The organism is Dyella flagellata, from assembly GCF_030160275.1.
Classification (GTDB): Bacteria; Pseudomonadota; Gammaproteobacteria; order Xanthomonadales; family Rhodanobacteraceae; genus Dyella_B; species Dyella_B flagellata.
Window position 1 is genome coordinate 1 of record NZ_BSOA01000002.1, and the last position, 24,894, is coordinate 24,894.

Below are 24,894 nucleotides of genomic sequence, written 5' to 3' on the forward strand. Positions count from 1 at the left end.
CGTCCAGAAGGCCCGCAGGGCGTGCCCCGCGGCTTGAACAGACGGCCAGTCTGCCCTGTGCCGCGCGGCACGCCCTGCGGGCCTTCTGGACGTCATGCCGGGCACGTGGAATAGATCAGAGCGTCCCTAGGGAGGATCGACAGCGGCCGCAAAAATGCCGAGGATGCCCCGTTTCCATCGCAGCAAACGGGCAGCCACGCAGTGAGCAAGGACCAGACATTACGCGAGCAGGTCGTCGCCTACGGCTTGAAACTGACCCCGTCGGGCCTGAGCCAGGGCACCTCGGGCAACCTGAGCGTGCGCCACGGCGACGGCTTCCTTATCACCCCTAGCGGCACCTCTTACGGCGAGATCACGCCCGAGGGCGTGGTGCAGGTGGGCATGGACGGCAGCCATGCCGAGGGGCTGCGCCCGTCCAGCGAATGGCGCTTCCATCGCGACATCTACGCCGCCCGCCCCGACCTGCATGCGATCGTCCACGCCCACCCGCCCTACAGCACTGCCTTGTCGATGTGCCGGATGGAGATCCCGGCCGCCCACTACATGATCGCGGTAAGCGGCGGCGATTCGATCCGCTGCGCCGACTACTACACCTATGGCAGCCAACAGCTGTCCGATGCGGTGATGCGGGCCATGGACGGGCGCCTGGCCTGCCTGATGGCCAACCACGGCATGCTCGCCGCCGGCCCCGACCTGGAACAGGCGATGTGGCGGGCGGTGGAGGTGGAAACCCTGGCCCGGCAATACGCGCTGGCGCTGCAGATCGGCAAGCCGGTGTTGCTGACTGACTCCGAAGTTGCGCAGGCTTTGGAAAAATTCAGCAACTACGGACTGATGTCGAAGCAGCCATCCCCGCCATCTTCGTGAGGAAAGCCCTGTGTCCGCTCCCGAACGCGTACTGCTGTGCTACTGCACCTGCCCCGACGCGGCCAGCGCGCAACAGCTGGCGCAGACGCTGGTGAATGAATCCCTGGCCGCTTGCGTCAATCATGTCCCAGGCATCCGCTCCACTTACCGCTGGCGCGGCGAAGTCACCACCGACAGCGAGGAACTGCTGTTGATCAAGACCACCGCGGCACGCTTCGATGCGTTGCGGGAACGCTTGTTGGCGCTGCATCCGTATGAACTGCCCGAACTGATCGCTGTGCCGGTGGAACACGGGCATGCGGCCTATCTGGATTGGGTACGCTCTAGCGGACATTGAGCAAGGAGAGGAAGCGATGAACACCGAGGAAAACAAGCGCGTCGTCAACGAATTGTTTGCGCGCATCAGCAAGGGCGACCTGGATGGCATGCTGGCCTTGCTGAGCGATGATGTGAAATGGTGGATCGCCGGTGAGCTTGAAGGGGTTCCCGCTGCGGGCGAACACGATAAAAAGCGGGTAGCCGGCATCCTTGCGAACATGCGCCAGCAACTAAAGAGCGATCTGCAGCTATCGGTGCACAGCCTTACTGCTGAAGACGGACGGGTTTGCGCTCAGGTCAGCGGTCATGGCGAATTGACCAACGGCAAGGTGTACCGCAATCAATATCATTTCCTGATCTCGCTGCAAGCCGGCAAGATCGTTTCGGTGCGCGAATACCTGGATACCAAGCACGTTGAAAAGACCTGGTTCTCGCCCTGAGCGATAGGCAGCGTAGGCTGGGATGAAATCCCAGCTTTCGCGATGCTGGGATTGGCATCCCAGCCTACGGAGTTTTCGGGTGATCCCATACCGTCAGCGTTGCGCTGGGAGCCGCGACGAAGACCACCAGCATAGTCGCCGGCTCGGTGGCGCTCGCATTGCCGCTGACGACGTGATGCGCGCCCATCGGCTCGAACCAGCTTTCGCCCGGGCCATACGTGCGCACAGCGTCGCTGCCTACCTGGCTGCGGATGTGGCCGCTCAGCACATACACAAAGGCGTCGCCGCCGTGTCGGTGCGCAGCTGAAGCCTGTCCGGGCGCATACGTCACGGTGACCGCTTGCAACTGACGATCGTGGACGGACGTCAACGGCGAGGTCAGCAAGGCGTGCTCTTCGGCGGCGAGGCTGCTGCCGCTGACGCCCAGCGCCATGCAAAGGGCAATGACTGTCATGTAGCGCACGACTTATCTCCCTGCCCGATTCACATGGCCACCAGCGACTTCAATTCATCACCCAAGTGCGCGTCCACCCCTTCGATGCGCCGCACGAGCTGGCCTTGCGCATCGAACACCAGCAAGGTGGGCACATGCATCACGCGAAAGCGGCGGAACAGCTCACCGGAGTCATCCAAGGCCAAGGGCATGCCAAGGTGGTGTTCCTGTTGATAGGCACGCAGATCGTCCTTGCCTGCCCATAGGGTGGAAGCGATGCCCAGCCAGCGAACGTGGTCGTCAGTCGATAGCGCCGTAACCTGCTCTCGCACGGCGCGGCAGCTGGCGGCCAGTGCCGGGCGACTTTTTGCCAGATAGGTCTCGCACCACGGCGACATGAATACCAGCACGGTGGGATGGCTCTTGGCGTCCGCGTCACGCAGATGAAACGCCGCGCCCGAGAGAGTGGGAACCGTCAAATCCGGCAATTGTTTGTCCGCGCCGCTGGATTCGCTTGCTGCCGCCGTGGCAACCGCAGTGGCGGGGGCCGACTTGCGCGCAGCCAGCAAGGCCGCATCCAGCTTCGCATTAGCCTCGTGACCGATGTACAGGATGCGGCCATCGCGCCCGATCACCACGTGCTGCGGCGTCACGCGCAAATGAAACGCCTCGCCGATGCTGCCATCGTCGAACACGATCGGCATCTTCAAGCCCATCTCCTTGCGGTAGCGACGCACGTCTTCCACGCTGTCGTCGAAACCGACGTCGACGGCGATCACCGCCATCTCCGAGCCCGCCTGTTCGTAAACATGCTTCAGATGGGGCATCTGCTCACGGCATGGCACGCACCAGGTAGCCCAGAATTTCAAATACACCGGCTTCTTGCCGTAGTAGCTGGCCAGGTCGATGGTTTGACCGTCGATCGTCTTCAGCACCAGCCGGGGCGCCGGCGTACCAACCAGCCCGCGCGCGGCGGCCTGCGCATGCTGCTCACCGGTTTCGGCCTGGGCGAGTGTGCCGAACAACAACAAAAACAACAGAACCACGATGCGCACGACGATCTCCTTGGGTGGGGTGGGTGCATGCTCCCCATTTGCCGGGCCGCCGATAAGAGCCACTTTGCGGCAATCCTGCTGGACCACCGTAGGCCGGGATGACCATCCCAGCCTACGTATCACCCGATCAGCTTCATCAGGCTGGCAATGCCTTCGTCGATCCGCTCCAAGTCGATCAAGCCAAAGCCGAATGCAAGGCCATTCACGAGCGCACCATCCCTCGCATCCCAGTCCAGCGGCTCCAGGTTGATCCCGCTGGCCATGGCGCGCCCGAGCAAGATCGAGCTGTCGACCGGTACATCCAGCCGTGCCGCCAGATGCAGACCGGCGTCCGACGGATACACATGCAATTTTCCCTTGCCATAGCGCTGCAAGGCATCCAGCAAGGCATCGCGCCGCTCCGCATACAGCTTGCGCATGTGTCGCACGTAACGCACCAGGTGCCCTTCGGCAATGAACGCCGCCAAGCTGTCCTGCGCCAGCACGTCGCCATGCCAATCAGCCTGGTGCTTGGCATTGGCCAAGGCGGTGCGCAGCCACGGCGGCACGACCGCATAGCCGAGCCGCAAGGTGGGGAACAGACATTTGGAAAACGTGCCGACGTAGCAGACGCTGTCGTCGCGATCCAGCGTCTGCAAGGCATCCAGCGGTCGAGTGCTATAGCGGAACTCGCTGTCGTAGTCGTCTTCGATCACCAAGGCGCCATGCGTACGCGCAAACTCCAGCAACTGGACACGACGATGCGGCGACATCACCACGCCGAGCGGGAACTGGTGCGAAGGCGTCACGTAGATCACGTTCGTGTCGCGGGGAAGCTGGTCGACGATCAAGCCCTCCTCATCCACCGGTACGTCGACCACACGCGCACCGGCAGCTAGAAACACCGCACGCAGGGGCGGATAGCCGGGGTCTTCCACCGCCACGACCGTTTGCCCTGGCGTAACGAGCACGCGCGCAAGCAGGTCGAAGGCCTGCTGCGCGCCGCTGGTGACGACCACATCCTCGGCCTCGCACGACACGGCGCGTGCAAACGAGATGTGCTGGGCGATCGCCTGGCGCAAGGGCAACCGCCCCTGCGCCAGGTCGTAGAACGGCGCGGCCTTGGACAGATTGCGCAAGACGCGTGCGGAAAGACGCCGCCAGATGTCGTAGGGAAAGGAGCGGCTATCGGGTATGCCCAGGCGAAAGTCGTAGGCAAACCCATCCGCCCGCATCGGCGTGGGCACGCTGGTAAAGTTTTGCCAATACGACGCCAGGCGGCTGTCGGGAGTCCGGCTGTCGGGGGGAAGGTTGTCGGCCTGGGCATGCCGGCCGCTACGGCGCATGGCCAGATCGGCCACGAAATTGCCGGCGCCGCGCCGCGCCTCGATATAGCCATCGCCAAGCAGCAAGTCGTAGGCCGCCACGACGGTGTTGCGCGACACCTCCAGCGCCTCGGCCAGCTCCCGTGTTGCCGGCAAGCGCAGCCCGGGCTTCAAGCGTCCGTCGAGGATGGCGGCACGCAGCTGGCGATGCAGCGCGGCCATGCGCTGGCGCGAGCCGCGTTCCGGCAATTCAAGCGGAAATTCGAAGGGATGCTCCACGTTGCCGGTTCCGACCCAACTGGACCCGTAGATTTGCCCTAATGTGGCCCTTTTGCAAGACCACGACCTTGCTTACGCTGATCTCGAAGCAACACCCCCTCACCGGACAGGTAGCCACGCCATGATCGATTTCTATTTCGCCGCCACGCCGAACGGACTAAAGGTGAAGCTGTTCCTGGAAGAGGCGCAGCTGCCTTATCGCCTGGTACCGGTCAGCCTCAGCAAGGGCGAGCAGTTCAAGCCCGAATTCCTGGCGATCTCGCCGAACAACAAGATCCCGGCCATCGTCGATCACGCCCCCGCGGACGGCAACGAACCGGTCAAGCTGTTCGAATCCGGCGCGATTCTGTTGTATCTGGCCGAAAAGATCGGCCGCTTCATCCCGACGGACCTCCACGGCCGCACCGAGGTGCTGCAATGGCTGTTCTGGCAGATGGCCGGTCTGGGCCCGATGGCCGGGCAGATCGGGCATTTCAATGTGTACGCCCCTGAGAAGGTGCCCTACGCGATCGAACGCTACACCCGCGAAACCGCCCGCCTGTACGGCGTGCTCGACCGCCGGCTGGCCGACCGCCCGTTCATCGCCGGCGAATTCTCGATCGCTGACATCGCCTGTTACCCCTGGGTGGTTCCGCACGAAGCACATGGACAACGCCTCGCCGAGTTTCCGCATTTGCGGCAGTGGTTCGAAACCATGGCAGCGCGACCGGCTACCCAGCGCACCTACCAGGATGTCGAGAACGTCTATGCCCCCAAGCAGGCCCTGTCCGAAGAAGAACGCAACGTGCTGTTCAACCAGGACACCAAGGCTCGCGCCTGAGCGGAACTCTGCTGACAAGCCCTGTCATCGCCCGGATCTAGTGTTGGTTGACCGCCCCCGCGAGTGCATTGCCCATGAAAAAGTCCGACGTCGCCACCCTTGTATTGCTCGGAGCCCTGTGGGGAGCCTCGTTCCTGTTCATGCGCATGGGCGCGGCGCAGTTCGGCAGCATGGCGTTGGCGGGCATGCGGGCGATCGGGGCCGCGATCTGCTGCATCCCCTTGCTGATGTCACGCGAGCGGCTGGCGGAATTGCGTGCCAATTGGCGTTCGGTCGCCTTGATCGGCCTGGCGAATTCGGCGCTGCCGTTCGTGCTGTTTTCCTACGCCGCGCAGTATCTGCCGTCCGGGCTGTCGGCCATCTTCGACGCGATCGCACCGCTGCTGGTGGCCGCGTCCGGCTGGTTGTTGCTGGGCGAACGCTTGAACGCTGCGCAGGCGAGCGGACTGGTGATCGGCCTGACCGGCGTAGCGTGGCTGATCGGCGGCAGCATGGGCTTCGGCCACGGCGGTGCCGGCATTGGCTGGGCGATGGCGGCCTGTGTGGGCGCCAACGTCTGCTACACCTTCGGCGCGCACTACAGCCATCGGCGTGTACAGAGCGTATCGCCGCTCACCGTAGCGATCGGCAGCCAGGTCGCGGCAGCCGTCATGCTGTTGCCCTTCACCGCCTGGATGTGGCCGGCGCAGTCACCCTCGCTGCAGGCATGGCTTGCCATGTTCGGTCTGGCCGCAGCCTGCACCACCCTGGCCTACGTGTTGTTTTACCGGTTGCTGGCGCGCATCGGCTCAACCCGGGCGATGGCAGTGCTTTACCTGATCCCCGTCTTTGGCGTGGTGTGGGGTGCGCTGTTCCTGGGCGAAAAGATCACGCTGGCGATGGCCGGCGGCTGCTCGGTGATCCTGCTGGGCGTGGCGCTCACCACCGGCATGCTGCAAATCCGCCGCTCTGCGGCACCCACACCGCTGAACGCGGTCGAATAGAAGCCAGCTCCGCTCGCGAGCTGGTCCATAATCCTGGTCGCGCCCCCACGCGATCCCCATGACTGGAGTTGGAATGCGCTCGCTTCGTTACGGCCGCGTCGCCGCTTATCTCTTCACCCTGCTGACCCTGGCGTTCGGCATGCAGGCCCTGGCCCAGGACGCCGAAGACAATCTGCTGCCGGTCACCGAGGCCTACAAGCTCAGCGCCGACGCCAGCACACCCGGCGTGATCAAGCTGCACTGGACGATCGCGCAGGATTACTACCTGTACCGCGGACGCATGGCGTTCAAGGGCGGCAACGGCGTCACGCTGGGCGAAGCCAAATTGCCCGATGGCGAAAAGCACAACGATCCCTACCTCGGACCGGTTCAGACGTATCACCATGGCGTGGACGCGAGCATTCCTTACACGCTCGCACCCGGCACCACCACGCTGGTGATGAGCGTGCGCTATCAGGGCTGCCACGAGACCGATCCGAAGATCTGTTATCCGCCGCATACCGAACAACTCTCGCTGCCGGTCCCCGCCGCAGCTGGCGCGCCGCCGTCGAACAAACTCAATGATCTGTTCCATTCGGGCGCCCAGCCATTGGGCGGCGGCAGCCATGAGCCGCTGCCGGCGGAACAAGCTTTCCAGCTCGATGCGATCGCGCAAGACGCCAACCATCTGCTGCTGCGCTGGACCATCGCCAAGGGTTATTACCTGTATCGGGACCAGACCAAGCTCTCCGTCAAAGACGCGCCGAAGCTTTCGCTGTCGCCGGCCTGGCCGGCCGGCACCAGCCATGAGGATGCGCATTTCGGCAAGACCACCGTGTACTTCGATGAACTGGCTTTGCCGGTCGGCATCAACGGCGATACCAGCGGCATGAAGTCGCTCGCGCTGGTAGCAAGCTTCCAGGGTTGCCAGGAAGGCGGCCTGTGCTATCCGCTGATGACCCGCGAAGCGCATGTCGATCTGGGTGGCGGCACCAGCACGAGCATGCAAACGGCGGCCAATCCGGCGCCGGAAATGCCGCCGGGCGACGCCACGCAAAACCATTCGCTCGACGTCAACTTTTTTTACGCCTTGCTGCTCGCCTTGGGTGGAGGCCTGGTGCTGAACCTGATGCCCTGCGTGTTGCCGGTGCTGTCGATCAAGGCGATCAGCTTGATCGAGAGCGGTGAGAATCCTGCACGGCGACGCCTGCACGCCTTGATGTACACGGCCGGCGTGCTGGTGAGCTTCGCTGTGCTGGGCAGCGTGATCATTGGACTGAAAACGGCATGGGGCGCGCATCTGCAGAGTCCGCTGGTGGTCGCCGTGCTCGCGCTGGTGATGCTGGCTGTGGCGCTGTCGATGTCAGGCGTGGTGCAATTCGGCGCATCGCTGGGCAATACCGGCAGCTCGCTCGCCAATCGCTCCGGCCCGGCAGGCGATTTCTTTACCGGCGTGCTCGCGGTGGTAGTGGCCAGTCCTTGCACGGCGCCGTTCATGGGCACCGCGCTGGCGTATGCATTGGTAGCGCCGATCGCCAGCGCCATCTGCGTGTTCCTCGCGCTGGGAATAGGTTTGTCGCTGCCGTTCCTGGCCATAGGCTTCGTTCCGGCCTTGTCGCGCTGGCTGCCGCGTCCCGGTCGCTGGATGGAAACACTGAAGGAAGTGCTGGCCTTTCCGATGTACCTCACCGCGGCGTGGCTGGCGTGGGTGCTCGCGCATCAGCGCGGCGCGGATGCAGTCGGCTTGCTGCTGGTTGCCGCGGTACTGTTGGCGGCGACGCTTTGGTGGTTCGAACGCAGCCGCTATCGCGGCGCACTGAGTCGCATACTGGTGGCCGTGCTCGCATTATTCACCGTGGCGCCGCTGTATTACCTCGCCACGTTGCCTCTCGCTGCGCAGGCGACGGCAAGCACGGATGGCGTCGTCGCCTACTCGCCGGACAAGCTCGCCGAGCTGCGCAAGGCCGGCACGCCGGTGTTCGTCGACATGACCGCCGATTGGTGCGTCACCTGCAAGGCCAATGAACACGCCGTGCTCGACGGCGATGACTTCAAGGCGCTGCTCAAGCGTACCGGCGCCGTCTATATGAAGGGCGACTGGACCAACGAGGACCCGGCCATCTCCAGCTTCCTGCAGCAATACCACTCGCCGGGCGTGCCGCTGTACGTGGTGTTTCCCAAGGACGGCAGCGTTGGCCGCAAGCTGCCCACGGTGCTGACCTACTCGCTGGTGGAGCAGGCGTTGACCGCGGCTGCGAAGTAAACATGCAGGTTGGGATGCCCGATCCCGGCATCGCTTGCGTTGCATGCATGGCGGTGCTGGGATTGTCATCCCAGCCTACGCGCCGTCCCGCTCCGCTCCCATGTTGAGTCGCCCCAACCTTTTCATTCTCGCCCTGGCCCTGCTGGCCGCCATCGCCGGCGGCTGGGTGCAACATGCAAGACGGCTGGCGCGCGTGCCAGCCGGCGTGCATGTAGCGGACGTCGGCGATCTTCGTCCGGACGTGGCCCTGGTCGATCTCAATGGCCACGAGCGCCGGCTCTCCGGCTACCAGGGCAAGCGCCTGCTGCTGAATTTCTGGGCCACCTGGTGTGGCCCGTGCCGGGAAGAGATGCCCCGCCTGAATGCCGCCCAGCGCAAGTTCGCCGATCAGGGCGTGATCATCCTGGGTATTGCCATGGATGAGCCGGGCGCCGTACGCGCCTACTTGGCCGAGCACCCGGCGAGCTACCCGAACCTGTTAGGCCAGCTGGACTCGCCCAGCACCACGCTGCGTTTCGGCGACCTGGATGGAATCCTGCCTTTTAATGTGCTGCTGGACGAAAACGGGAAGATCCTGGCCATGAAACGGGGGCGGCTGAAGCCGGGCCAGCTGGAGCGCTGGCTTTCGCCGACAAGCACGCCCTGACGCCATTTGCACCGCCATACGTCGACGCACGTTTAACATCTTCTTTCTCCGTCAAACATCGCCGAACTGCGCCGAACTGGACAACACTCCCGACACCGAGCACACTCTCGCCGATTCTGGACACCCGGGGGATGCCGGAGCCTATGGCGAAGCTGCTGGTCCTGCATGGACCCAACCTCAACCTGCTCGGCGTACGCGAACCGGACATCTACGGCCGCGAGACGCTGGCCGACATCAACAACCAGCTGGCGCAACGCGCCCAGGCAGCCGGGCATGAGCTGGCCTGGTACCAGTCCAATGCCGAGCATGAGCTGATCGGCCGGATCCACCAGGCGCGCGACGAACAGGTGGCGGTCATCCTGATCAATCCGGGCGCCTTTACCCATACCAGCGTGGCGCTGCGCGACGCGCTGGCCGCGGTGGCCATCCCCTTCATCGAGCTGCACATGAGCAATGTGCATGCCCGTGAGCCCTTCCGCCACCACTCCTACCTGTCCGACCTGGCAGTGGGCGTGATCTGCGGTTTCGGCAGCGCCAGCTACCGCCTGGCGCTGGACGCGGCCCTGGCCAAACTTGAATCCAAGCCTGCCGGCTAGCCGGCACCTACCGTTTTCTTTCACTTTCCGGCCGCCAAGCTGCGGTCCAGACCCTTAAGAAGGCAAAGCCCCATGGATCTGCGCAAGATCAAAAAACTGATCGACCTGCTCGAGGAGTCCAACCTCGCCGAACTGGAAATCAAGGAAGGCGAGGAAGTCGTTCGTCTGTCGCGCGTCCCCAAGGGCAGCATCACCGTCGCCGCACCGCCCGCCATGCACATGCCCGCACCGCTCCCGGCGGCTGCCCCGGCACCTGTGGCAGCCCCCGCTGCCGAAAGCGGCGAGGCGGCCAGCAATCTGCCGGCCGGCCATGTGGTGAAGGCGCCGATGGTCGGCACCTTCTACGCCTCGGCCAGCCCGGGCGCCGCCGCTTTCGTGAAGGTGGGCCAGCAGGTGAAGGTCGGCGAAACGCTTGGCATCATCGAGGCGATGAAGATGTTCAACCAGATCGAGGCCGAAGTCGGCGGCACCGTGCAGGCCATCCTGGTCGACAACGGCCAGCCGGTGGAATTCGACCAGCCGATGTTCGTGATCGCCTGAACGGCCCGACGACTATGCAGAAGCTCGAAAAGGTCGTTATCGCCAATCGCGGCGAAATCGCATTGCGCATCCTGCGCGCGTGCCACAGCCTCGGTATCCGAACCGTGGCGGTGCACTCCACCGCCGATCGCAATCTCAAGCACGTGGGCCTGGCCGATGAAGCCATCTGCATCGGCCCGGCGCCATCGGTCGACAGCTATCTCAACATTCCGCGCATCATCGCCGCGGCGGAAATCACCGACGCCAACGCGATCCATCCCGGCTACGGCTTCCTGGCCGAGCGCGCCGACTTCGCCGAACAGGTGGAACAGTCCGGCTTCATCTTCATCGGACCGACCGCCGACGTGATCCGCATGATGGGCGACAAGGTCGAAGCGATCCGCGCCATGAAATCCGCCGGCGTGCCGTGCGTGCCCGGCTCCGGCGGCCCGCTCGGCGACAACGTCGAAGAAAACATGCGCATCGCGCGTGAGATCGGCTACCCGGTGATCATCAAGGCCGCCGGCGGCGGCGGCGGCCGTGGCATGCGCGTGGTGCGCACCGAGGCGCATCTGGGCAACGCCATCACCATGACCAAGCAGGAAGCCAAGGCGGCCTTCGGCAACGATCAGGTGTACATGGAGAAATTCCTGGAAAATCCGCGCCACGTGGAAATCCAGGTGCTCGCCGACGGCCAGGGCAACGCGATTCACCTGGGCGAACGCGATTGCTCGATGCAACGCCGTCACCAGAAAGTGGTCGAGGAAGCCCCCGCCCCCGGCATCACGCCGGAGCAGCGCGCGCAGATTGGCCAGGTGTGCGTGGACGCCTGCCTGCGCATCGGCTATCGCGGCGCGGGCACGTTCGAATTCCTGTTCGAGAACGGCCGCTTCTACTTCATCGAGATGAACACGCGCATCCAGGTGGAGCATCCGGTGACCGAACTGATCACCGGCGTGGACCTGGTGCGCGAGCAACTGTTGATCGCCGCCGGCGAAAAGCTTTCGCTCAAGCAGGAAAACATCAAGATCCACGGCCACGCGATCGAGTGCCGCATCAACGCGGAAGATCCGGAAACCTTCATGCCCTCGCCCGGCACCGTCAAGCGCTTCGAAGCACCAGGCGGCCCCGGCGTGCGCGTGGATACGCATCTGTACGACGGCTATCGCATTCCGCCCAATTACGATTCGATGATCGGCAAGCTGATCGTGCACGGTCCCGATCGCGAAACCGCGATTGCGCGCATGCGCCTGGCGCTTGCCGAGACGGTGATCGAAGGCGTGAAGTGCAACGTTCCGCTGCAGCAGCGCATCATGTCCGACGTGGGTTTCCAGCAAGGTGGACAGAACATTCACTACCTGGAGAAGCGGATGGCCGAGCACAAGGAACATCCGCATAGCGGGCATTGATTCGCAAAGTTGAGCTTCGTCGCAAGACTCACCCTTCACCCTACCCTCTCCCCGACGGGGAGAGGGAAAATAGCGCCGTACCCTACCTTCCGGAACACCGATGCCCTGGCTCGAACTCTCCCTGACCGTCCGCGCCGAACAACAGCCCCGCGTGGAAGAGGCCCTGGAAGATCTCGGTTCGCTATCGATCACCTTGCGCGACGCCAACGCCGAAACGCCGGATGAGCAGGCAATTTTCGAACCGGGCGTGGGTGAATTGCCGTTGTGGCCAACGATCACCTTGAATGCATTGTTCGAGGCCGATACCGACCGCCGCGGCCTGAGCGAAGCACTGGGCGAACTGCTGCCGTTTCTGGAACCCGATCAGCTCAGCTTCCATGACGTAGCCGATGAGAACTGGGAACGAGCATGGATGGACCAGTTCAAGCCGATGCCGTTCGGTCGCCGACTATGGATCTACCCGTGGAACATAGCGCCGCCGGAAGATGACGAGCTGGCGATCGTGCAGCTCGATCCTGGCCTCGCCTTCGGCAGCGGCACGCATCCCACTACAGCGTTATGCCTTCAATGGCTGGACAGCCTGGATCTCACCGGCAAGCGCGTGATCGACTACGGCTGCGGCTCGGGCATCCTGGCCATCGCCGCCCTGAAGCTGGGCGCGGCATCCGCGATTGGCCTAGACAACGACCCACAAGCTTTGACAGCCTCTGCTGACAACGCGGAGCGCAACAACGTCGGCGACAGACTGGCATTGTTCCTACCCGAAGACTTTGCCGGCGAAGTATCCGACGTGTTCGTCGCCAATATCCTGGCCGGCCCGCTCGACGAGCTGGCACCCACTTTTGCTGCACTGGCCAGGCCGGGCGCGCCCTTTGCGCTGTCCGGCATCCTCAAGGGCCAGCACGAGGAACTGCTCGAGCGCTATGCCGAATGGTTCGATCAGTTGCGTGTGGATGTGAACGAAGATTGGGTGCGCATCAGCGGCCGGCGCCGCATTTGATTGCCCGCTACCCTGCTAAGCTTGCCGGACACTAGTTCCCGCATTCCGCATGTATACGCAATGCCCTGAATGCTTGTCCGTGTTTTCAGTCGATGCGCGCACGCTCGCGCAGGCGCACGGCTTCGTCATGTGCGGGCATTGCGGTACGGGCTTCGACAGCATCGCCACGTTGGCCGATCAGTTGCCGCCGGAGCCGTTCCACGAACTGCCTGTCAATGAGCCAGGCGTGGAGCCGCCACGCCTGGAGCTGGCGGTGTTTCGCCCCAAAGCAAAGACCGAGCCCGAACCGGCCGAAACGCCGCCGATGCGCGACGATTTCGCCGATCTGGTGGTGACCCCGCGCTTTGCGAGGAACCCGCATCGCGAGCGGCCGCGCCGTTGGCCATGGATCGTCGCATGCGCAGTGTTACTGCTCGGTCTTGCAGCGCAAATGGGATGGGCCTTGCGCGACAGCTTGATCGCTGACCCCACCGTCGGCCCTTGGCTGCGGCAAGCATGTGCCGTCCTGCAATGCCGCGTGCCGATGGTGCGCGATGTTGGCAAGCTGCATCTGCTGGCACGCGACGTGCAAACGCATCCCTCGGTTCCGGGCGCATTGTTGATCAGTGCAACGCTGCGCAACGATGCAACGTTCACCCAACCCTGGCCGATGGTCATCCTTCGCCTGACCGACGGTAACGGCAAGGTGATCGCCATGCGCCGCCTTAATCCTTTTGAATACCTCGACGACGTCGAAGCCTTGCACCGCGGCCTCGCGCCGGGCGCCACTACCGCCCTGGTCTTCGAGGTGGAGGATCCGGGGCATCAAGCGGTCGCCTTTGACATGGAATTTGAATAACAGCGGCTTAGTGCCTGTTCGGTATGGCGTTATGCGCTTGCAAGACTTTTCATGTCGGAAGGCTCTTAATTTTGTCGCCCGTCACGAGTACACTCGGTCCCTCGCGCTAAAGGAATGTCCTGTTCCCCGGCGTGCAACGCCTACCCGCCGCGCAAGCGGTAACTGCCAAAACATGGCGACGGCCCATGCAGCCGTTGCGTATGGAGTACGTGAGGGGAAATGTCCTTGAACGCCGTCAGACTGCCTGCCAACGAGGCTGTTCGCGAATCCTCGTCGCAGAGCGCACTGAGTGAATGCGTCAGCCGTACAGTGCGCCGCTACCTGGCGGACATTGGCGATACGTCGTGCGACGAAGGTTTGCATGCGCTGGTGATTCGCGAAGTCGAAGGTCCGTTGCTGCGTGAAGTATTGGCTTTCCACGATGGCAACCAGAGCCGCGCCGCGGCGGTGCTGGGCATCAATCGCGCCACGCTGCGCAAGAAGCTCGCCCAACACGGCCTGCTGTAAGCCCAAGGCCGGGTCCGGCCGCCCCTGTTTAGCCGTCCAAACACCTGCCATATCGCGCTATAATGCGTGGCTTTCACGTCTCGGAAGCCGCCATGCCCGCACCTGCCGTCACTCCCATCCGCCGCGCCTTGATCAGCGTCTCGGACAAGACCGGGCTGATTGAACTGGGCCAACGCCTGGCTGCGGCAAAGGTGGAGCTGCTTTCCACCGGCGGCAGCGCCAAGGCGTTGCGCGAAGCCGGAATACCGGTCAAGGATGTCAGCGACGTGACGGGTTTTCCGGAAATCATGGACGGTCGGGTCAAGACCTTGCACCCCAAGGTGCATGGCGGCCTGCTCGGCCGACGCGGCACTGACGACGCAGTGATGGCCGAACTGGGCATAGCACCGATCGACCTGCTGGTGTTGAACCTGTATCCGTTCGAAGCCACCGTGGCCAAGCCCGATTGCAGCCTGGAGCAGGCGATCGAGAACATCGACATCGGCGGCCCGGCCATGCTGCGCTCCGCTGCCAAGAACTGGAACGACGTCGGCGTACTTACTTCGCCCGATCAATACGCGGAAGCCTTGGCGGAGTTCGAGCAGCATGGGGGCTTGAGCCGCGCCACGCGATTCAAGCTGTCGGTGGCTGCGTTCAACCGCGTATCCAATTACGACGCGGCGATCAGCGACTACCTCTCGGGCCTTGAACTCAACGATGCGCAAGACGCCGTCGCCGGCCACGATGCCTTCCCTGCCCAGCTCAACAGCCGCTTCGTCAAGACGCTGGATCTGCGTTATGGCGAAAACCCGCATCAACAAGCCGCCTTCTATCGCGATCTGCAACCCGCACCCGGCACGCTCGCCACCTTCCAGCAAGTGCAGGGCAAGGAACTCTCTTTCAACAACATCGCCGATGCGGATGCGGCATGGGAGTGCGTGCGCAGCTTCACCAAGCCGGCCTGCGTGATCGTCAAGCACGCCAATCCCTGCGGCGTGGCGGTAAGCCTGGAGGGCATCGGCCACGCTTACGACCTGGCCTATCAGACCGATCCCACCTCCGCTTTCGGCGGCATCATCGCGTTCAACCGCGAAGTCGATGGCGCCACGGCACAGAAGATGGTGGAGCGCCAGTTCATCGAAGTGGTACTGGCCCCTGCTTATTCCGCCGACGCGCTGAAAGCCTTCGCCAAGAAGAGCAACGTTCGCGTGCTGCATATTCCTGTGCCCACGGACAACACGAGTGCTGCCGGCGCCTACGACCTGCGCCGCGTCGGTTCCGGCTTGCTGGTGCAAACAGCCGATCGCGGCATGGTCGGCGCAGCAGATCTTAAAATCGTTACGCGCCGCGCTCCTACGCAGGAACAAATCGACGACCTGATCTTCGCCTGGAAGGTCGCCAAGTACGTGAAGAGCAACGCCATCGTGTACGCGCGCAACCGCCAGACCATCGGCATCGGTGCCGGCCAGATGAGCCGCGTATACAGCGCGCGCATCGCCGGCATCAAGGCGGCGGATGAGAAACTGGAAGTACGCGGCTCGGTGATGGCTTCCGACGCTTTCTTCCCGTTCCGCGACGGCATCGATGCGGCGGCGGCGGCAGGCATTAGCGCCGTGATCCAGCCGGGCGGTTCGATGCGCGATGCGGAAGTGATCGCCGCTGCGGACGAACACGACATGGCGATGGTATTCACCGGCATGCGCCATTTCCGCCACTGACGCTCGCCACGATGCGCTCCCTCCCCTGCTTGGCAGGGGAGGGCTGGGGTGGGGTTGCATGCGCTTGCCGAACAGTTGAATCTCACCGCTCGGCGATCACCGTTTGTCCGTTGGCTACCTCGCGCCGGGCTTCGGCACGCCGCGCATACCGCCGCGCCAACACCGCGCACGTCATTAACTGCATCTGGTGAAACAACATGATCGGCAACACGATCATGCCCAGCATCGGCGCGGGAAACAGCAGGTTTGCAATCGGTATGCCGCTGGCCAGGCTCTTCTTGGAGCCGCAAAATACGATGGTGATTTCGTCTTCGCGATCGAAGCCCAGCGCGCGTGAACCGTAACGCGTAGCCAGCAGCGCAATGGCAAGCAGGACGGCATTGACGATTAGCAGGCCGCCAAGCACCGGCAGCGGCAACTGCTTCCACAAACCTTGCAGCACGGCCGCGCTAAACGCGGTATACACCACCAGCAAGATCGAGCCCTGGTCGACCAGGCCAATCAGCGGCCGATGTCGCTGCACCCAGCCACCGATCCAGCGCTGAGCGATCTGTCCCGCCACGAACGGCACGAACAGCTGCAGCACGATGGCGCCGACTGAGTGCCAGGACAAGCCGCCTTGGCCGTGCGCCTGCACCATCAGCCCTGTCAGCAACGGCGTCACCACGATGCCGATCAGGCTCGACGCTGAAGCGGAACACACTGCCGCCGGTACATTGCCGCGCGCGATCGAGGTGAACGCAATCGAGGATTGCACCGTCGATGGCAGAGTGCACAGAAACAGGATGCCCACATAGAGCGCGGGCGTAACTAGTGGCAACAGCAGTGGCTTCAGCAACAAGCCCAACAATGGGAACAGGACGAAGGTGCTGGCAAGCACCGTCAGGTGCAAACGCCAGTTCGTCACCCCCGCGATCACCGCTTCGCGCGAAAGCTTGGCGCCGTGCAGGAAAAACAGCAGTGCGATGGCCAGGTTGGTCAGCCCATCGAACGCCACGGCAGCCCCGCCCCGGCACGGCAATAGGCTGGCCGTGATCACGCTGGCGATCAGGCAAAGGGTGAAATTATCGGGCAGGAAACGGCGCAGTGACATGGCTGCAAAGAGAAACAGCGGGGGATTGGCGTTATTTCAACGCAGGGCTATTGATAATTCAAATCACCTTATCGTATCTATTGATCCATTATGAGCATGAATGTCAATCTCCGGCAGTTGCGGGTTTTCCTGGCGGTGGCGCGGCAGCGCCATTTCCGCCGCGCCGCCGAGCATCTGCATCTGAGCCAGCCCGCCGTAAGCAGGCAGGTGGCCGAGCTCGAAGCCGAGCTTGGCGTGCGCCTGTTCGATCGCAGCACGCGCGAGGTGGTGCCCACCGAATCCGGGCGCTATCTGGAAAGCGCGATCGAGCGCGTGCTGGATGAGCTGGAAGGCGTGCTCGATCATGTCCATTCCGAAGGCGAGCGGCGGCGTGGCAAGATCCGCATCGCCTCGGTACCGACACTGTCGGCGAGCCTGATGCCGCTGTGCATTGCCGACTGCGTGCGCGAGTATCCGGAACTCACCATTCAGCTGCATGACCAATCGCAAACCCTGGTACTGGACAGCGTGCGCGGCGGCGAGGTGGATTTCGGGCTCGCCATTGAGCCACCGGAAGCCGGTGAGTTCGACAGCGAGGTCATCATGCACGATCCGTTTTGCCTCGCCTGCCGTCCGGATCATCCGCTGGCACAACACAAGACCGTGTCATGGCGGAAACTGCAAGGGCAGCCGTTAGTGCTGCTGGACTATTCATCCGGCAGCCGGCGGCTGATCGATCAGTTGCTGCAAAGACATGGCGTGCAAGCGAATGTGGTGCAACAAACCGGCCATCCCCACACCGCCTTCCGTATGGTGGAAGCCGGACTGGGCGTGACGGTGACACCCACGCTCTCCTCTCCGCCGACCACGCTCGCGGTACGGCCGCTAATTCCTACCGAGCGCAGAGCCATCATGCTGATTCATCGCCGCCAGCGTTCACTTTCGCCGTTGGCGACACTCGTGTGGAATCGCTTGCGCGAGTTGGCGGCCAAGGGCACGCTTACATCGACTTGAAGCCTCTCTTCTCCTTCTCAATTCTTAGAGGCACGTTCTGATTTGATGAATCGGCGTGTACTCCCGTAATCGAGAAAGGTCAGCAGGAGATCAACATGCGTTACGAACTCTATTACTGGACCGGCATTCAGGGCCGCGGCGAATACGTGCGCCTCGCCCTGGAAGACGCCGGCGCGGACTACCTCGACATCGCGCGCGAACGCGGCGATAAAGCGATCATGTCGTTCTTGCGTGGCAAGCAGGATGGCGCCTTGCCCTTCGCGCCACCGTTTCTCAAGGCCGGCCGACTGGTGATCGCGCAGACGCCGACCATCCTGGCCTATCTCGGCCCGCATCTGGGGCTGGTGCCCGGCGGGCAAATGGCGGAAATCTATGCGCAGCAGCTGCAGCTGACGATTGCCGATTTCGTAGTGGAAATTCACGACACGCATCATCCGATTGGCGCCGACATGTATTACGAACAGCAGCGTGCCGCCGCACGCAAGCGCAGCCAGGCGTTTCGCGAGGAGCGGCTGCCGAAATTCCTCGCCTATTTCGAGCAGGTGCTGGAACGTGGCAACGGTCGGCAGGCGCTTTCGCGCCATTCGTATGTCGATCTATCGCTGTTCCAGCTGATCAGCGGACTGGACTACGCCTTTCCCAATGCGATGCGTCGTATGCAGAAGCGAATTCCACGCTTGCGCGCCTTGGCCGAGCGTATTGCCAATCGGCCGAATATCGCGGCGTATCTTGCTTCGCCACGACGTATTCCATTCAATCAAGAAGGCATCTTTCGTCATTACGTCGAGTTGGATCCCGCACGCTGAAGACGCGTCAACACGTAACTCACATGCCGCCATTCCCGCGCGGGCGGCAGTGCTGGGATTGCCATCCCAGCCTACGTTCAGAACAGGGCGATCACCAGGGAACCGGCGACGATCAGCAGGCCGCCGACCAGCAGCGGCCAGCTCGGCTTTTCACCCAGCACAGCCAAGCCCAGCACGATCGCGATAGCCACGCTGAGCTTGTCGATCGGCGCCACCTTGCTTACCGGGCCCAATTGCAGCGCACGGTAGTAGCACAGCCACGAAAGTCCGGTGGCAATGCCTGAGAGCACCAGGAACATCCAGCTGTGCCATGGCAAGCCAGCGGGTTTCGCCCATTCCGAGCGCAGACTGAGGATGCCGGCGGTGACCGCGAGGATCACCAGGGTGCGAATGAAAGTGGCGAGATTGGAATTGATGCCCGCCACGCCCAGCTTGCCGAACAAGGCCGTGAGCGCGGCGAAGAACGCCGAGCCCAGGGCGAACAGCAACCAGCTTTCGCGCAGGTTCATGCGCCGGGTGTCATTGACCGTTGTCTTCCGTCGACGATTCCGTAGCCGGCTTGTGATTGCCCCACTCCAAGACCTTGTATTGCACCGGCTTCACCCGCGTGCGGCTGACCGGGTCGAACATGTAGCCGTTTTCATCCACGTTGTACACCTGCTGCGGACCGTGCTTAGGCGTTACCACCACCATGTAGACGCGGCCGTTCTGGCGGTATTCCTGGATGGTGTTCTCACCTTCCTGCCGCACCGACACGTCCGGCGGTGTCTGGCCATGGGCATCATGCGGCGCCGGCGCCCCTGCCACCTTCGGCACCGGGATCGGCTTGCCGGGCAAATGGCTGGGCTCCAGTTCGGCCGGGCTGGATACCGGCTTGCTGCTGGTGCTGGCAGCGGCTGGCTCCTTGGCCGGATTCACGCCCGGATCGTTCATGCCCGGCGGCGGCGGCGCGGGTGCGAAATGCGGCGTGCCGGAAGAATTGGAGGACGTCTGCGCGTAGGCCGAAGAGGCGGCCAGAACAGTAAGGGCTAGCAAGCAGGCTACACATTTCATGGCGGGGAAGCCTCGTCAAGGTCACAAAAGCATAACAGTGCGTGGTTCGCCCGGCGGTGAATGACTGGCATGCCATGCGCACCAGGCGTTTCCCGATGGTTGGGATGATAACGTCCACTTTCACCCGGCATCCCGATGCTGGGATTGCCATCCCAGCCTACGCGCTCCCTGCCTTCCACTAGAATCCGGGCATGCCAAAACTCACGCTCATCGACGGCTCGTCGTACCTCTACCGCGCCTTCCACGCGCTGCCCCCCTTGAGCAACGCCAAGGGCGAACCCACCGGCGCCTTGTTTGGCGTGGTCAACATGCTGCGCTCCACGCTGAAGGCCAAACCCGACTACGTGGCTTTCGTCAGCGATGCTTCGGGACCGACCTTCCGCAATGTGCTGTACGACCAGTACAAGGCCAACCGCCCGCCGATGCCGGACGACCTGCGCGCGCAGATCGAGCCGATGCTGAAAATCGTCGGCGCGCTGGGCTTTCCGATCCTGCGCGTCAGCGGCGTGGAGGCGGACGACGTGATCGGCACGCTGGCCAGCCAGGCGCACGAGCACGCTATCGAAGTGCTGATTTCCACCGGCGACAAGGACCTCGCACAGCTGGTGCGCCCCGGCATCACGCTGATCAACACGATGACCAACACCACCATGGACGGCGCGGCGGTAATGGAGAAGTTCGGGGTGAAGCCGGAGCAGATCGTCGACTTCCTCAGCCTCACTGGCGATACCGTCGACAACGTTCCTGGCGTGAGCAAATGCGGCCCGAAAACCGCCGCGAAATGGCTGGCCGAATATGGCTCGCTGGATGGCGTGATGGCGAACGCCGACAAGGTCGGGGGCAAGATCGGCGAGTACCTGCGCGAAGCGCTACCCGCGTTGCCTCTGTCGCGCCAGCTGGTCACGATCAAGACCGATGTCCCGTTGGATTTCACCGTGCCGCAGTTGATGCTGCGCGAGCCCGATGTCGAAGCCTTGCGTGAGCTGTATACACGCTATGAATTCAAGGCCGCGCTGAAAGAGCTGGAAAACGCCACGGCAGAGGTCGTTACCACGCCCGCTCCCGCGGCAGCACCTGGCGTCGCGCCCACACCCGCTGCCGCCAAGCCAAGCATCGAATCGGGCAAGGGCGAATACGAGCTGGTCACCACCCAGGCACAGCTCGATGCCTGGCTGGCGCGCATCAAGCAAGCGCCGCTGATCGCCTTCGATACCGAAACCACCAGCCTCGATGCGATGCAGGCGGATATCGTCGGCGTCAGTCTTGCCGTGGAATCCTGCAAGGCCTGCTATATCCCGCTGGCACACGATTATCCCGGCGCACCCAAGCAACTTTCGCGCGAGGAGGTGCTGGCCGCGCTCAAGCCGATCTTCGAAGATCCTGCCCGACCGAAAGTCGGCCAGCACGCCAAGTACGACATGAACATCCTGTCGCACTACGGCATCGTGGTGCAGGGCCTGAAGCACGACACCATGCTGGAATCCTACGTGTGGAACGCCACCGCCACGCGCCACGACATGGATTCGCTGGCCAAGCGCTACCTCGATTACGACACGATCAAATACGAAGCGGTTGCCGGCAAGGGCGCCAAGCAGATCTCGTTCTCGCAGGTGGACCTGGACACCGCCTGCAACTATGCCGCCGAAGATGCCGACATCACCTTGCGCCTGCACCACGCGCTTTGGCCGCAACTGGAAAGCGAACCGAAGCTGCGCAAGGTCTACGAGGAAATCGAAATACCGGTGGTGTCGGTGCTGGCGAGCATGGAACAGCGCGGTGTGCTGATCGACGGGAATGAACTGCGCAAGCAAAGCCAGCAGCTCGGCAAGCGCATGCACGAGCTGCAGCAGGAAGCATGGCAATCGGCCGGGCACGAGTTCAATCTCGATTCGCCCAAGCAGTTGCAAGCCATCCTGTTCGACGAACTGGGCTTGCCGGCCAAACTGAAAACACCGACCGGGCAACCTTCCACCAACGAGGAAGCGCTCGAAGCGATCGCACAGGAGCATGCGCTGCCGCGGCTGATCCTGGATTACCGCGGCCTGGCCAAGCTGCGTTCCACCTACACGGAAAAGCTCGCCGAGATCGTCAATCCGCGCACCGGTCGCGTGCACACCAGCTACCACCAGGGCGCGGTAGCGACCGGCCGCATTTCTTCCACCGATCCCAATCTGCAGAACATTCCGGTGCGTACCGAGGAAGGCCGGCGCATCCGCCAGGCGTTCATCGCACCCGATGGCTGGCAGGTGATGGCAGCGGACTATTCGCAGATCGAGCTGCGCATCATGGCGCATCTGTCCGGCGACGAAGGCTTGTTGCGCGCCTTCCATGCCGGCGACGACATCCACCGCGCCACCGCCGCGGAAGTATTCGGCCTCGAAGCGGCGGCAGTGAGCAGCAACCAGCGCCGCGCCGCCAAGGCGATCAACTTTGGCCTGATGTATGGCATGAGCGCGTTCGGCCTCGCACGCCAGCTGGGCATCGATCGCGGCGAGGCCAGCGATTACATGGCGCGCTATTTTTCGCGCTATCCGGGCGTGCATGCCTTCATGGAAGCCACGCGTGAGCAAGCGCATCGCGACGGCTACGTGGAAACCCTGTTCGGGCGGCGCCTGTACCTGGAAAACCTGAGCTCGCGCAACCAGGCCATACGCGCCGGCGCTGAACGCGCCGCCGTGAACGCACCGATGCAGGGCACCGCCGCCGACATCATCAAGCGCGCCATGATCGCCGTGGCCGCCTGGTTGAAGGGTCGCGACGACGCGCACATGCTCATGCAGGTCCACGACGAACTGGTGTTCGAAGTGCGGGCCGACGCCGTTCCGACCGTGCGCGAAGCGATCCGTCAGCGTATGTCCAGCGCGGCGGAACTGCGCGTGCCGCTGGTGGTGGAAGTGGGCGTCGGCAAAAACTGGGATGAAGCGCATTGATGGGGTAGTGCGCTTTCTCTCCTGCGCATCAGCGCATGAATCATTGCTGACCACAAACTGACGCTCGCACAGCCTCGTGCAACTTTTCCGGGCATGGCGCGTTCTAACGATTGGATGCACGCAACGGCATCCCCCTGTGGCGCCCACCTCCCTGGGTCGCCACCCGGAATCGGACCTCTCCCCTGGGTCTCCGATTCCCCCGGCCCCGCGGACTTACCCCTAAAGTCCGCGGGGCCCTTCATATCCGGCGCTTTTCTTGCCCTGCGGCGGGACAGAGGGACCGATAAGCCGTTAGGATGCTGTTATTGGGCCGGCCATTGCGTGCCGGTCAAGCGATGAGTTGCTCTGCTGTGTCCATCAAAGGGAAACCCACTTCCTTCGACATCGCCCACCTGACCGGGGTCTCGCAATCCACGGTCTCGCGGGCGTTGCGCGGCAGCCCGCTGGTAAGCGAGGAAACCCGACAGCGCATCAAGGCCGCGGCCGACCAGCTCAACTACAAGGTGGACAAGAACGCCTCGAACCTCCGTTCGCAGCACTCCGGCACGCTAGCCTTGCTGCTGTTCGAAGACCCTACCGCCGACGACTCGCACATCAATCCGTTCTTTCTTTCGATGCTGGGCTCGATCACGCGTGCCTGTGCACTGCGTGGCTACGACCTGCTGATTTCATTCCAGCAGCTGTCCGACGATTGGCATGCCGACTATGCGGACACCAAGAAGGCCGACGGCATCATCCTGCTGGGCTACGGCGACTACCTGGCCTATCGCGACAAAATGCAGAAGCTGGCTGCCCAGGGCACCCGCTCCGTGCGCTGGGGCGCGGTACTGCCCGACCAGCCGGACATTTCCATTGGCTGCGACAACCTCCAGGGCGGCCAGGCGGTGGCGACCCATCTGCTGGAGCAAGGCTGCCGGCGCATCGCCTTCCTTGGCGATGCCTCCAGTCACTACCCTGAATTCTTCGACCGCTACCGCGGCTACGTCGCCGCGCTAGAAGAGGCTGGCATGGAAGCCGAAGCCGCTTTGCAAGTGGATGCCGCCGAGAGTACCGAGCAGGCCGGGTACGAGGCATTGGAAAAACTGCTGGAACGCAAGCTGCCGTTCGACGCCATCTTTGCCGCCAGCGACCTGATCGCCATCGGCGCCATGCGCGCGCTCGCCGGCCACGGCATCAAGGTGCCCGAGCAGGTGGCCGTGGCGGGCTTCGACGATATCCCGATGGCCCGCTTCCTCAATCCGCCGCTGACCACCGTACTGCAGGACACCAAGCTGGCCGGCGAGACGCTGGTGGACAACCTGCTGTGCCTGATCCGCCGCGAGCCTGTTCAAACGCAGTTGCTGCCGGTCAAGCTGGTGGTGCGGCGCTCGAGCCAGTTCTCGCCGACGTAGGCTGGGATGGCAATCCCAGCATCGGGATGCCACCCGGGAAGCTGGGATTGTCATCCCAGCCTACACGTCAGGGATGCGAAGCCCCGTTTCAACCATCCGCAGTCACCGGCTGCAGCCGGCCGTGGCGCAGCAGCCGCGACTGGATCGCCCCTTTTGTACGCGAGTGCTCTTGGGCCAGATGCTTGATCGGCGCGCCGGCGTCGTAGGCCTCAAGCAGACTGGCATCCTCTTCCTTGCTCCAGGGCTTGCCCGCATTGCCGGGCAAGGGGTGTCGCGCCGGCTTCTCCCGTTGTTCCAGCGCCCTGATCGCGTGGAACAGCGCACGAACCACCATGGGGCAGTTGAACGGGGTTTGCTCGGCCATCGCCTCGCCGGTGGCCGGGTCTACGCCATTGGCTAGGGTTTCGAGAATCTGCCGTGCTTCGCTGGGGTCCATGGTCGAGGCTTCCTTGGGCTTAAGGGTACCTACATCGATACACCCGGAACGGCAGCCGGGCCATCGCCGAAATCGGCTTTTTTCGGAAGGGCAGATCCTGGCTGTCGCGTAGGAACAGAACGCGCCTGACATCGCTTACGCTTGCCTTTGCCGAACCCGTAATCCTGCCCCACCAGCTTGTCGATTTCCGCTTTCCTGCTTCGTCATCTATCCGAAGACCCCGCACAGACTGCCCTGGG

At 63.3% G+C, this 24,894-nt stretch carries 25 protein-coding genes; 18 read left to right on the top strand and 7 right to left on the bottom strand.

Annotated elements, in window-relative coordinates; all coding sequences use genetic code 11:
• The first annotated feature begins 201 nt into the window (after positions 1-201).
• The 3 genes from QQJ96_RS00345 to QQJ96_RS00355 are packed head-to-tail and all read left to right on the top strand — an operon-like array spanning position 202 to position 1,625.
• Positions 202-867: a class II aldolase/adducin family protein gene (locus QQJ96_RS00345; protein ID WP_284329893.1), complete on the top strand. Its 666-nt coding sequence runs from the start codon at positions 202-204 to the stop codon at positions 865-867.
• A gap of 10 nt (positions 868-877) precedes the next feature.
• Complete coding sequence (gene cutA, locus QQJ96_RS00350; protein WP_284329894.1) at positions 878-1,204, top strand: divalent-cation tolerance protein CutA; 327 nt, start codon at positions 878-880, stop codon at positions 1,202-1,204.
• Between the two features lie 16 nt (positions 1,205-1,220).
• Positions 1,221-1,625, top strand: a complete 405-nt coding sequence (locus tag QQJ96_RS00355) for a nuclear transport factor 2 family protein (protein ID WP_284329895.1) — start codon at positions 1,221-1,223, stop codon at positions 1,623-1,625.
• Between the two features lie 64 nt (positions 1,626-1,689).
• Here the strand turns inward: QQJ96_RS00355 and QQJ96_RS00360 are convergent, their stop codons facing one another.
• From QQJ96_RS00360 to pdxR, 3 genes are all read right to left on the bottom strand, one after another.
• Positions 1,690-2,079 (bottom strand): cupin domain-containing protein, encoded by a 390-nt coding sequence (locus QQJ96_RS00360; RefSeq protein WP_284330114.1) that lies wholly within the window; start codon positions 2,077-2,079, stop codon positions 1,690-1,692.
• Positions 2,080-2,108: 29 nt separating this feature from the next.
• Positions 2,109-3,113 (bottom strand): TlpA family protein disulfide reductase, encoded by a 1,005-nt coding sequence (locus QQJ96_RS00365; protein ID WP_284329896.1) that lies wholly within the window; start codon positions 3,111-3,113, stop codon positions 2,109-2,111.
• 119 nt (positions 3,114-3,232) lie between these two features.
• On the bottom strand, positions 3,233-4,696 hold the full coding sequence (gene pdxR / locus QQJ96_RS00370) for a MocR-like pyridoxine biosynthesis transcription factor PdxR (RefSeq protein WP_284329898.1): 1,464 nt from the start codon (positions 4,694-4,696) through the stop codon (positions 3,233-3,235).
• 121 nt (positions 4,697-4,817) lie between these two features.
• Between pdxR and QQJ96_RS00375 the strand changes: the two genes are divergently transcribed.
• The 11 genes from QQJ96_RS00375 to purH all read left to right on the top strand — a co-directional run bounded on the left by QQJ96_RS00375 (position 4,818) and on the right by purH (position 15,953).
• Positions 4,818-5,516: a glutathione S-transferase N-terminal domain-containing protein gene (locus tag QQJ96_RS00375; protein ID WP_284329899.1), complete on the top strand. Its 699-nt coding sequence runs from the start codon at positions 4,818-4,820 to the stop codon at positions 5,514-5,516.
• 74 nt (positions 5,517-5,590) lie between these two features.
• On the top strand, positions 5,591-6,499 hold the full coding sequence (locus QQJ96_RS00380; protein WP_284329900.1) for a DMT family transporter: 909 nt from the start codon (positions 5,591-5,593) through the stop codon (positions 6,497-6,499).
• Between the two features lie 73 nt (positions 6,500-6,572).
• Entirely contained in the window at positions 6,573-8,741 is a 2,169-nt protein-coding gene (locus tag QQJ96_RS00385; RefSeq protein ID WP_284329902.1) for a protein-disulfide reductase DsbD family protein, read from the top strand.
• 100 nt (positions 8,742-8,841) lie between these two features.
• Positions 8,842-9,387, top strand: coding sequence for a TlpA family protein disulfide reductase (locus QQJ96_RS00390; RefSeq protein ID WP_284329903.1), 546 nt, complete (start codon positions 8,842-8,844; stop codon positions 9,385-9,387).
• A 143-nt stretch (positions 9,388-9,530) separates the two neighbouring features.
• Positions 9,531-9,983 carry a type II 3-dehydroquinate dehydratase gene (aroQ, locus tag QQJ96_RS00395; protein WP_284329904.1) on the top strand — a complete coding sequence of 151 codons (453 nt, stop codon included), beginning with the start codon at positions 9,531-9,533 and terminating at the stop codon, positions 9,981-9,983.
• A gap of 72 nt (positions 9,984-10,055) precedes the next feature.
• Positions 10,056-10,523: an acetyl-CoA carboxylase biotin carboxyl carrier protein gene (accB, locus tag QQJ96_RS00400; protein WP_284329906.1), complete on the top strand. Its 468-nt coding sequence runs from the start codon at positions 10,056-10,058 to the stop codon at positions 10,521-10,523.
• A gap of 14 nt (positions 10,524-10,537) precedes the next feature.
• On the top strand, positions 10,538-11,911 hold the full coding sequence (accC, locus tag QQJ96_RS00405; RefSeq protein ID WP_284329907.1) for an acetyl-CoA carboxylase biotin carboxylase subunit: 1,374 nt from the start codon (positions 10,538-10,540) through the stop codon (positions 11,909-11,911).
• Positions 11,912-12,011: 100 nt separating this feature from the next.
• Entirely contained in the window at positions 12,012-12,911 is a 900-nt protein-coding gene (prmA, locus tag QQJ96_RS00410) for a 50S ribosomal protein L11 methyltransferase (protein ID WP_284329908.1), read from the top strand.
• A 49-nt stretch (positions 12,912-12,960) separates the two neighbouring features.
• A complete protein-coding gene (locus QQJ96_RS00415; RefSeq protein WP_284329909.1) occupies positions 12,961-13,749 on the top strand; it encodes a zinc-ribbon and DUF3426 domain-containing protein in 789 nt (262 codons plus the stop codon).
• A gap of 219 nt (positions 13,750-13,968) precedes the next feature.
• The gene (locus tag QQJ96_RS00420; RefSeq protein ID WP_126686780.1) at positions 13,969-14,256 is read left to right on the top strand and encodes a helix-turn-helix domain-containing protein; all 288 of its coding nucleotides are present in this window, start codon (positions 13,969-13,971) and stop codon (positions 14,254-14,256) included.
• Positions 14,257-14,348: 92 nt separating this feature from the next.
• Complete coding sequence (gene purH, locus QQJ96_RS00425) at positions 14,349-15,953, top strand: bifunctional phosphoribosylaminoimidazolecarboxamide formyltransferase/IMP cyclohydrolase (protein ID WP_284329911.1); 1,605 nt, start codon at positions 14,349-14,351, stop codon at positions 15,951-15,953.
• A gap of 82 nt (positions 15,954-16,035) precedes the next feature.
• Here the strand turns inward: purH and QQJ96_RS00430 are convergent, their stop codons facing one another.
• Positions 16,036-17,046, bottom strand: a complete 1,011-nt coding sequence (locus tag QQJ96_RS00430; RefSeq protein ID WP_284329912.1) for a bile acid:sodium symporter family protein — start codon at positions 17,044-17,046, stop codon at positions 16,036-16,038.
• A 96-nt stretch (positions 17,047-17,142) separates the two neighbouring features.
• On the opposite strand from QQJ96_RS00430, the gene QQJ96_RS00435 reads away from it, so the two are divergent.
• Entirely contained in the window at positions 17,143-18,039 is an 897-nt protein-coding gene (locus tag QQJ96_RS00435) for a LysR family transcriptional regulator (protein ID WP_284329913.1), read from the top strand.
• Positions 18,040-18,134: 95 nt separating this feature from the next.
• Positions 18,135-18,845: a glutathione S-transferase gene (locus QQJ96_RS00440; RefSeq protein ID WP_284329914.1), complete on the top strand. Its 711-nt coding sequence runs from the start codon at positions 18,135-18,137 to the stop codon at positions 18,843-18,845.
• A 77-nt stretch (positions 18,846-18,922) separates the two neighbouring features.
• On the opposite strand, the gene QQJ96_RS00445 is transcribed toward QQJ96_RS00440, so the two are convergent.
• Positions 18,923-19,354, bottom strand: coding sequence for an EamA family transporter (locus QQJ96_RS00445; protein WP_284329915.1), 432 nt, complete (start codon positions 19,352-19,354; stop codon positions 18,923-18,925).
• A 10-nt stretch (positions 19,355-19,364) separates the two neighbouring features.
• Complete coding sequence (locus QQJ96_RS00450) at positions 19,365-19,898, bottom strand: DUF2782 domain-containing protein (protein WP_284329916.1); 534 nt, start codon at positions 19,896-19,898, stop codon at positions 19,365-19,367.
• Positions 19,899-20,089: 191 nt separating this feature from the next.
• Here QQJ96_RS00450 and polA point away from each other — a divergent pair, with 191 nt between their 5' ends.
• Positions 20,090-22,828, top strand: coding sequence for a DNA polymerase I (gene polA / locus QQJ96_RS00455; protein ID WP_284329917.1), 2,739 nt, complete (start codon positions 20,090-20,092; stop codon positions 22,826-22,828).
• Between the two features lie 350 nt (positions 22,829-23,178).
• Positions 23,179-24,219: a LacI family DNA-binding transcriptional regulator gene (locus QQJ96_RS00460; RefSeq protein WP_284329918.1), complete on the top strand. Its 1,041-nt coding sequence runs from the start codon at positions 23,179-23,181 to the stop codon at positions 24,217-24,219.
• Between the two features lie 88 nt (positions 24,220-24,307).
• On the opposite strand, the gene QQJ96_RS00465 is transcribed toward QQJ96_RS00460, so the two are convergent.
• Entirely contained in the window at positions 24,308-24,655 is a 348-nt protein-coding gene (locus QQJ96_RS00465; RefSeq protein WP_284329919.1) for a hypothetical protein, read from the bottom strand.
• Positions 24,656-24,894 lie beyond the last annotated feature (239 nt).

Coding starts and splice junctions, on each gene's coding strand:
- QQJ96_RS00420 (WP_126686780.1), top strand. CDS start 13,969: ATGTCCTTGAACGCCGTCAGACTGCCTGCCAACGAGGCTGTTCGCGAA.
- QQJ96_RS00360 (WP_284330114.1), bottom strand. CDS start 2,079: ATGACAGTCATTGCCCTTTGCATGGCGCTGGGCGTCAGCGGCAGCAGC.
- accB (WP_284329906.1), top strand. CDS start 10,056: ATGGATCTGCGCAAGATCAAAAAACTGATCGACCTGCTCGAGGAGTCC.
- prmA (WP_284329908.1), top strand. CDS start 12,012: ATGCCCTGGCTCGAACTCTCCCTGACCGTCCGCGCCGAACAACAGCCC.
- purH (WP_284329911.1), top strand. CDS start 14,349: ATGCCCGCACCTGCCGTCACTCCCATCCGCCGCGCCTTGATCAGCGTC.
- QQJ96_RS00445 (WP_284329915.1), bottom strand. CDS start 19,354: ATGAACCTGCGCGAAAGCTGGTTGCTGTTCGCCCTGGGCTCGGCGTTC.
- QQJ96_RS00440 (WP_284329914.1), top strand. CDS start 18,135: ATGCGTTACGAACTCTATTACTGGACCGGCATTCAGGGCCGCGGCGAA.
- QQJ96_RS00415 (WP_284329909.1), top strand. CDS start 12,961: ATGTATACGCAATGCCCTGAATGCTTGTCCGTGTTTTCAGTCGATGCG.
- QQJ96_RS00385 (WP_284329902.1), top strand. CDS start 6,573: ATGCGCTCGCTTCGTTACGGCCGCGTCGCCGCTTATCTCTTCACCCTG.
- QQJ96_RS00355 (WP_284329895.1), top strand. CDS start 1,221: ATGAACACCGAGGAAAACAAGCGCGTCGTCAACGAATTGTTTGCGCGC.
- QQJ96_RS00390 (WP_284329903.1), top strand. CDS start 8,842: ATGTTGAGTCGCCCCAACCTTTTCATTCTCGCCCTGGCCCTGCTGGCC.
- QQJ96_RS00430 (WP_284329912.1), bottom strand. CDS start 17,046: ATGTCACTGCGCCGTTTCCTGCCCGATAATTTCACCCTTTGCCTGATC.
- polA (WP_284329917.1), top strand. CDS start 20,090: ATGCCAAAACTCACGCTCATCGACGGCTCGTCGTACCTCTACCGCGCC.
- accC (WP_284329907.1), top strand. CDS start 10,538: ATGCAGAAGCTCGAAAAGGTCGTTATCGCCAATCGCGGCGAAATCGCA.
- QQJ96_RS00380 (WP_284329900.1), top strand. CDS start 5,591: ATGAAAAAGTCCGACGTCGCCACCCTTGTATTGCTCGGAGCCCTGTGG.
- QQJ96_RS00435 (WP_284329913.1), top strand. CDS start 17,143: ATGAATGTCAATCTCCGGCAGTTGCGGGTTTTCCTGGCGGTGGCGCGG.
- QQJ96_RS00465 (WP_284329919.1), bottom strand. CDS start 24,655: ATGGACCCCAGCGAAGCACGGCAGATTCTCGAAACCCTAGCCAATGGC.
- aroQ (WP_284329904.1), top strand. CDS start 9,531: ATGGCGAAGCTGCTGGTCCTGCATGGACCCAACCTCAACCTGCTCGGC.
- QQJ96_RS00375 (WP_284329899.1), top strand. CDS start 4,818: ATGATCGATTTCTATTTCGCCGCCACGCCGAACGGACTAAAGGTGAAG.
- QQJ96_RS00450 (WP_284329916.1), bottom strand. CDS start 19,898: ATGAAATGTGTAGCCTGCTTGCTAGCCCTTACTGTTCTGGCCGCCTCT.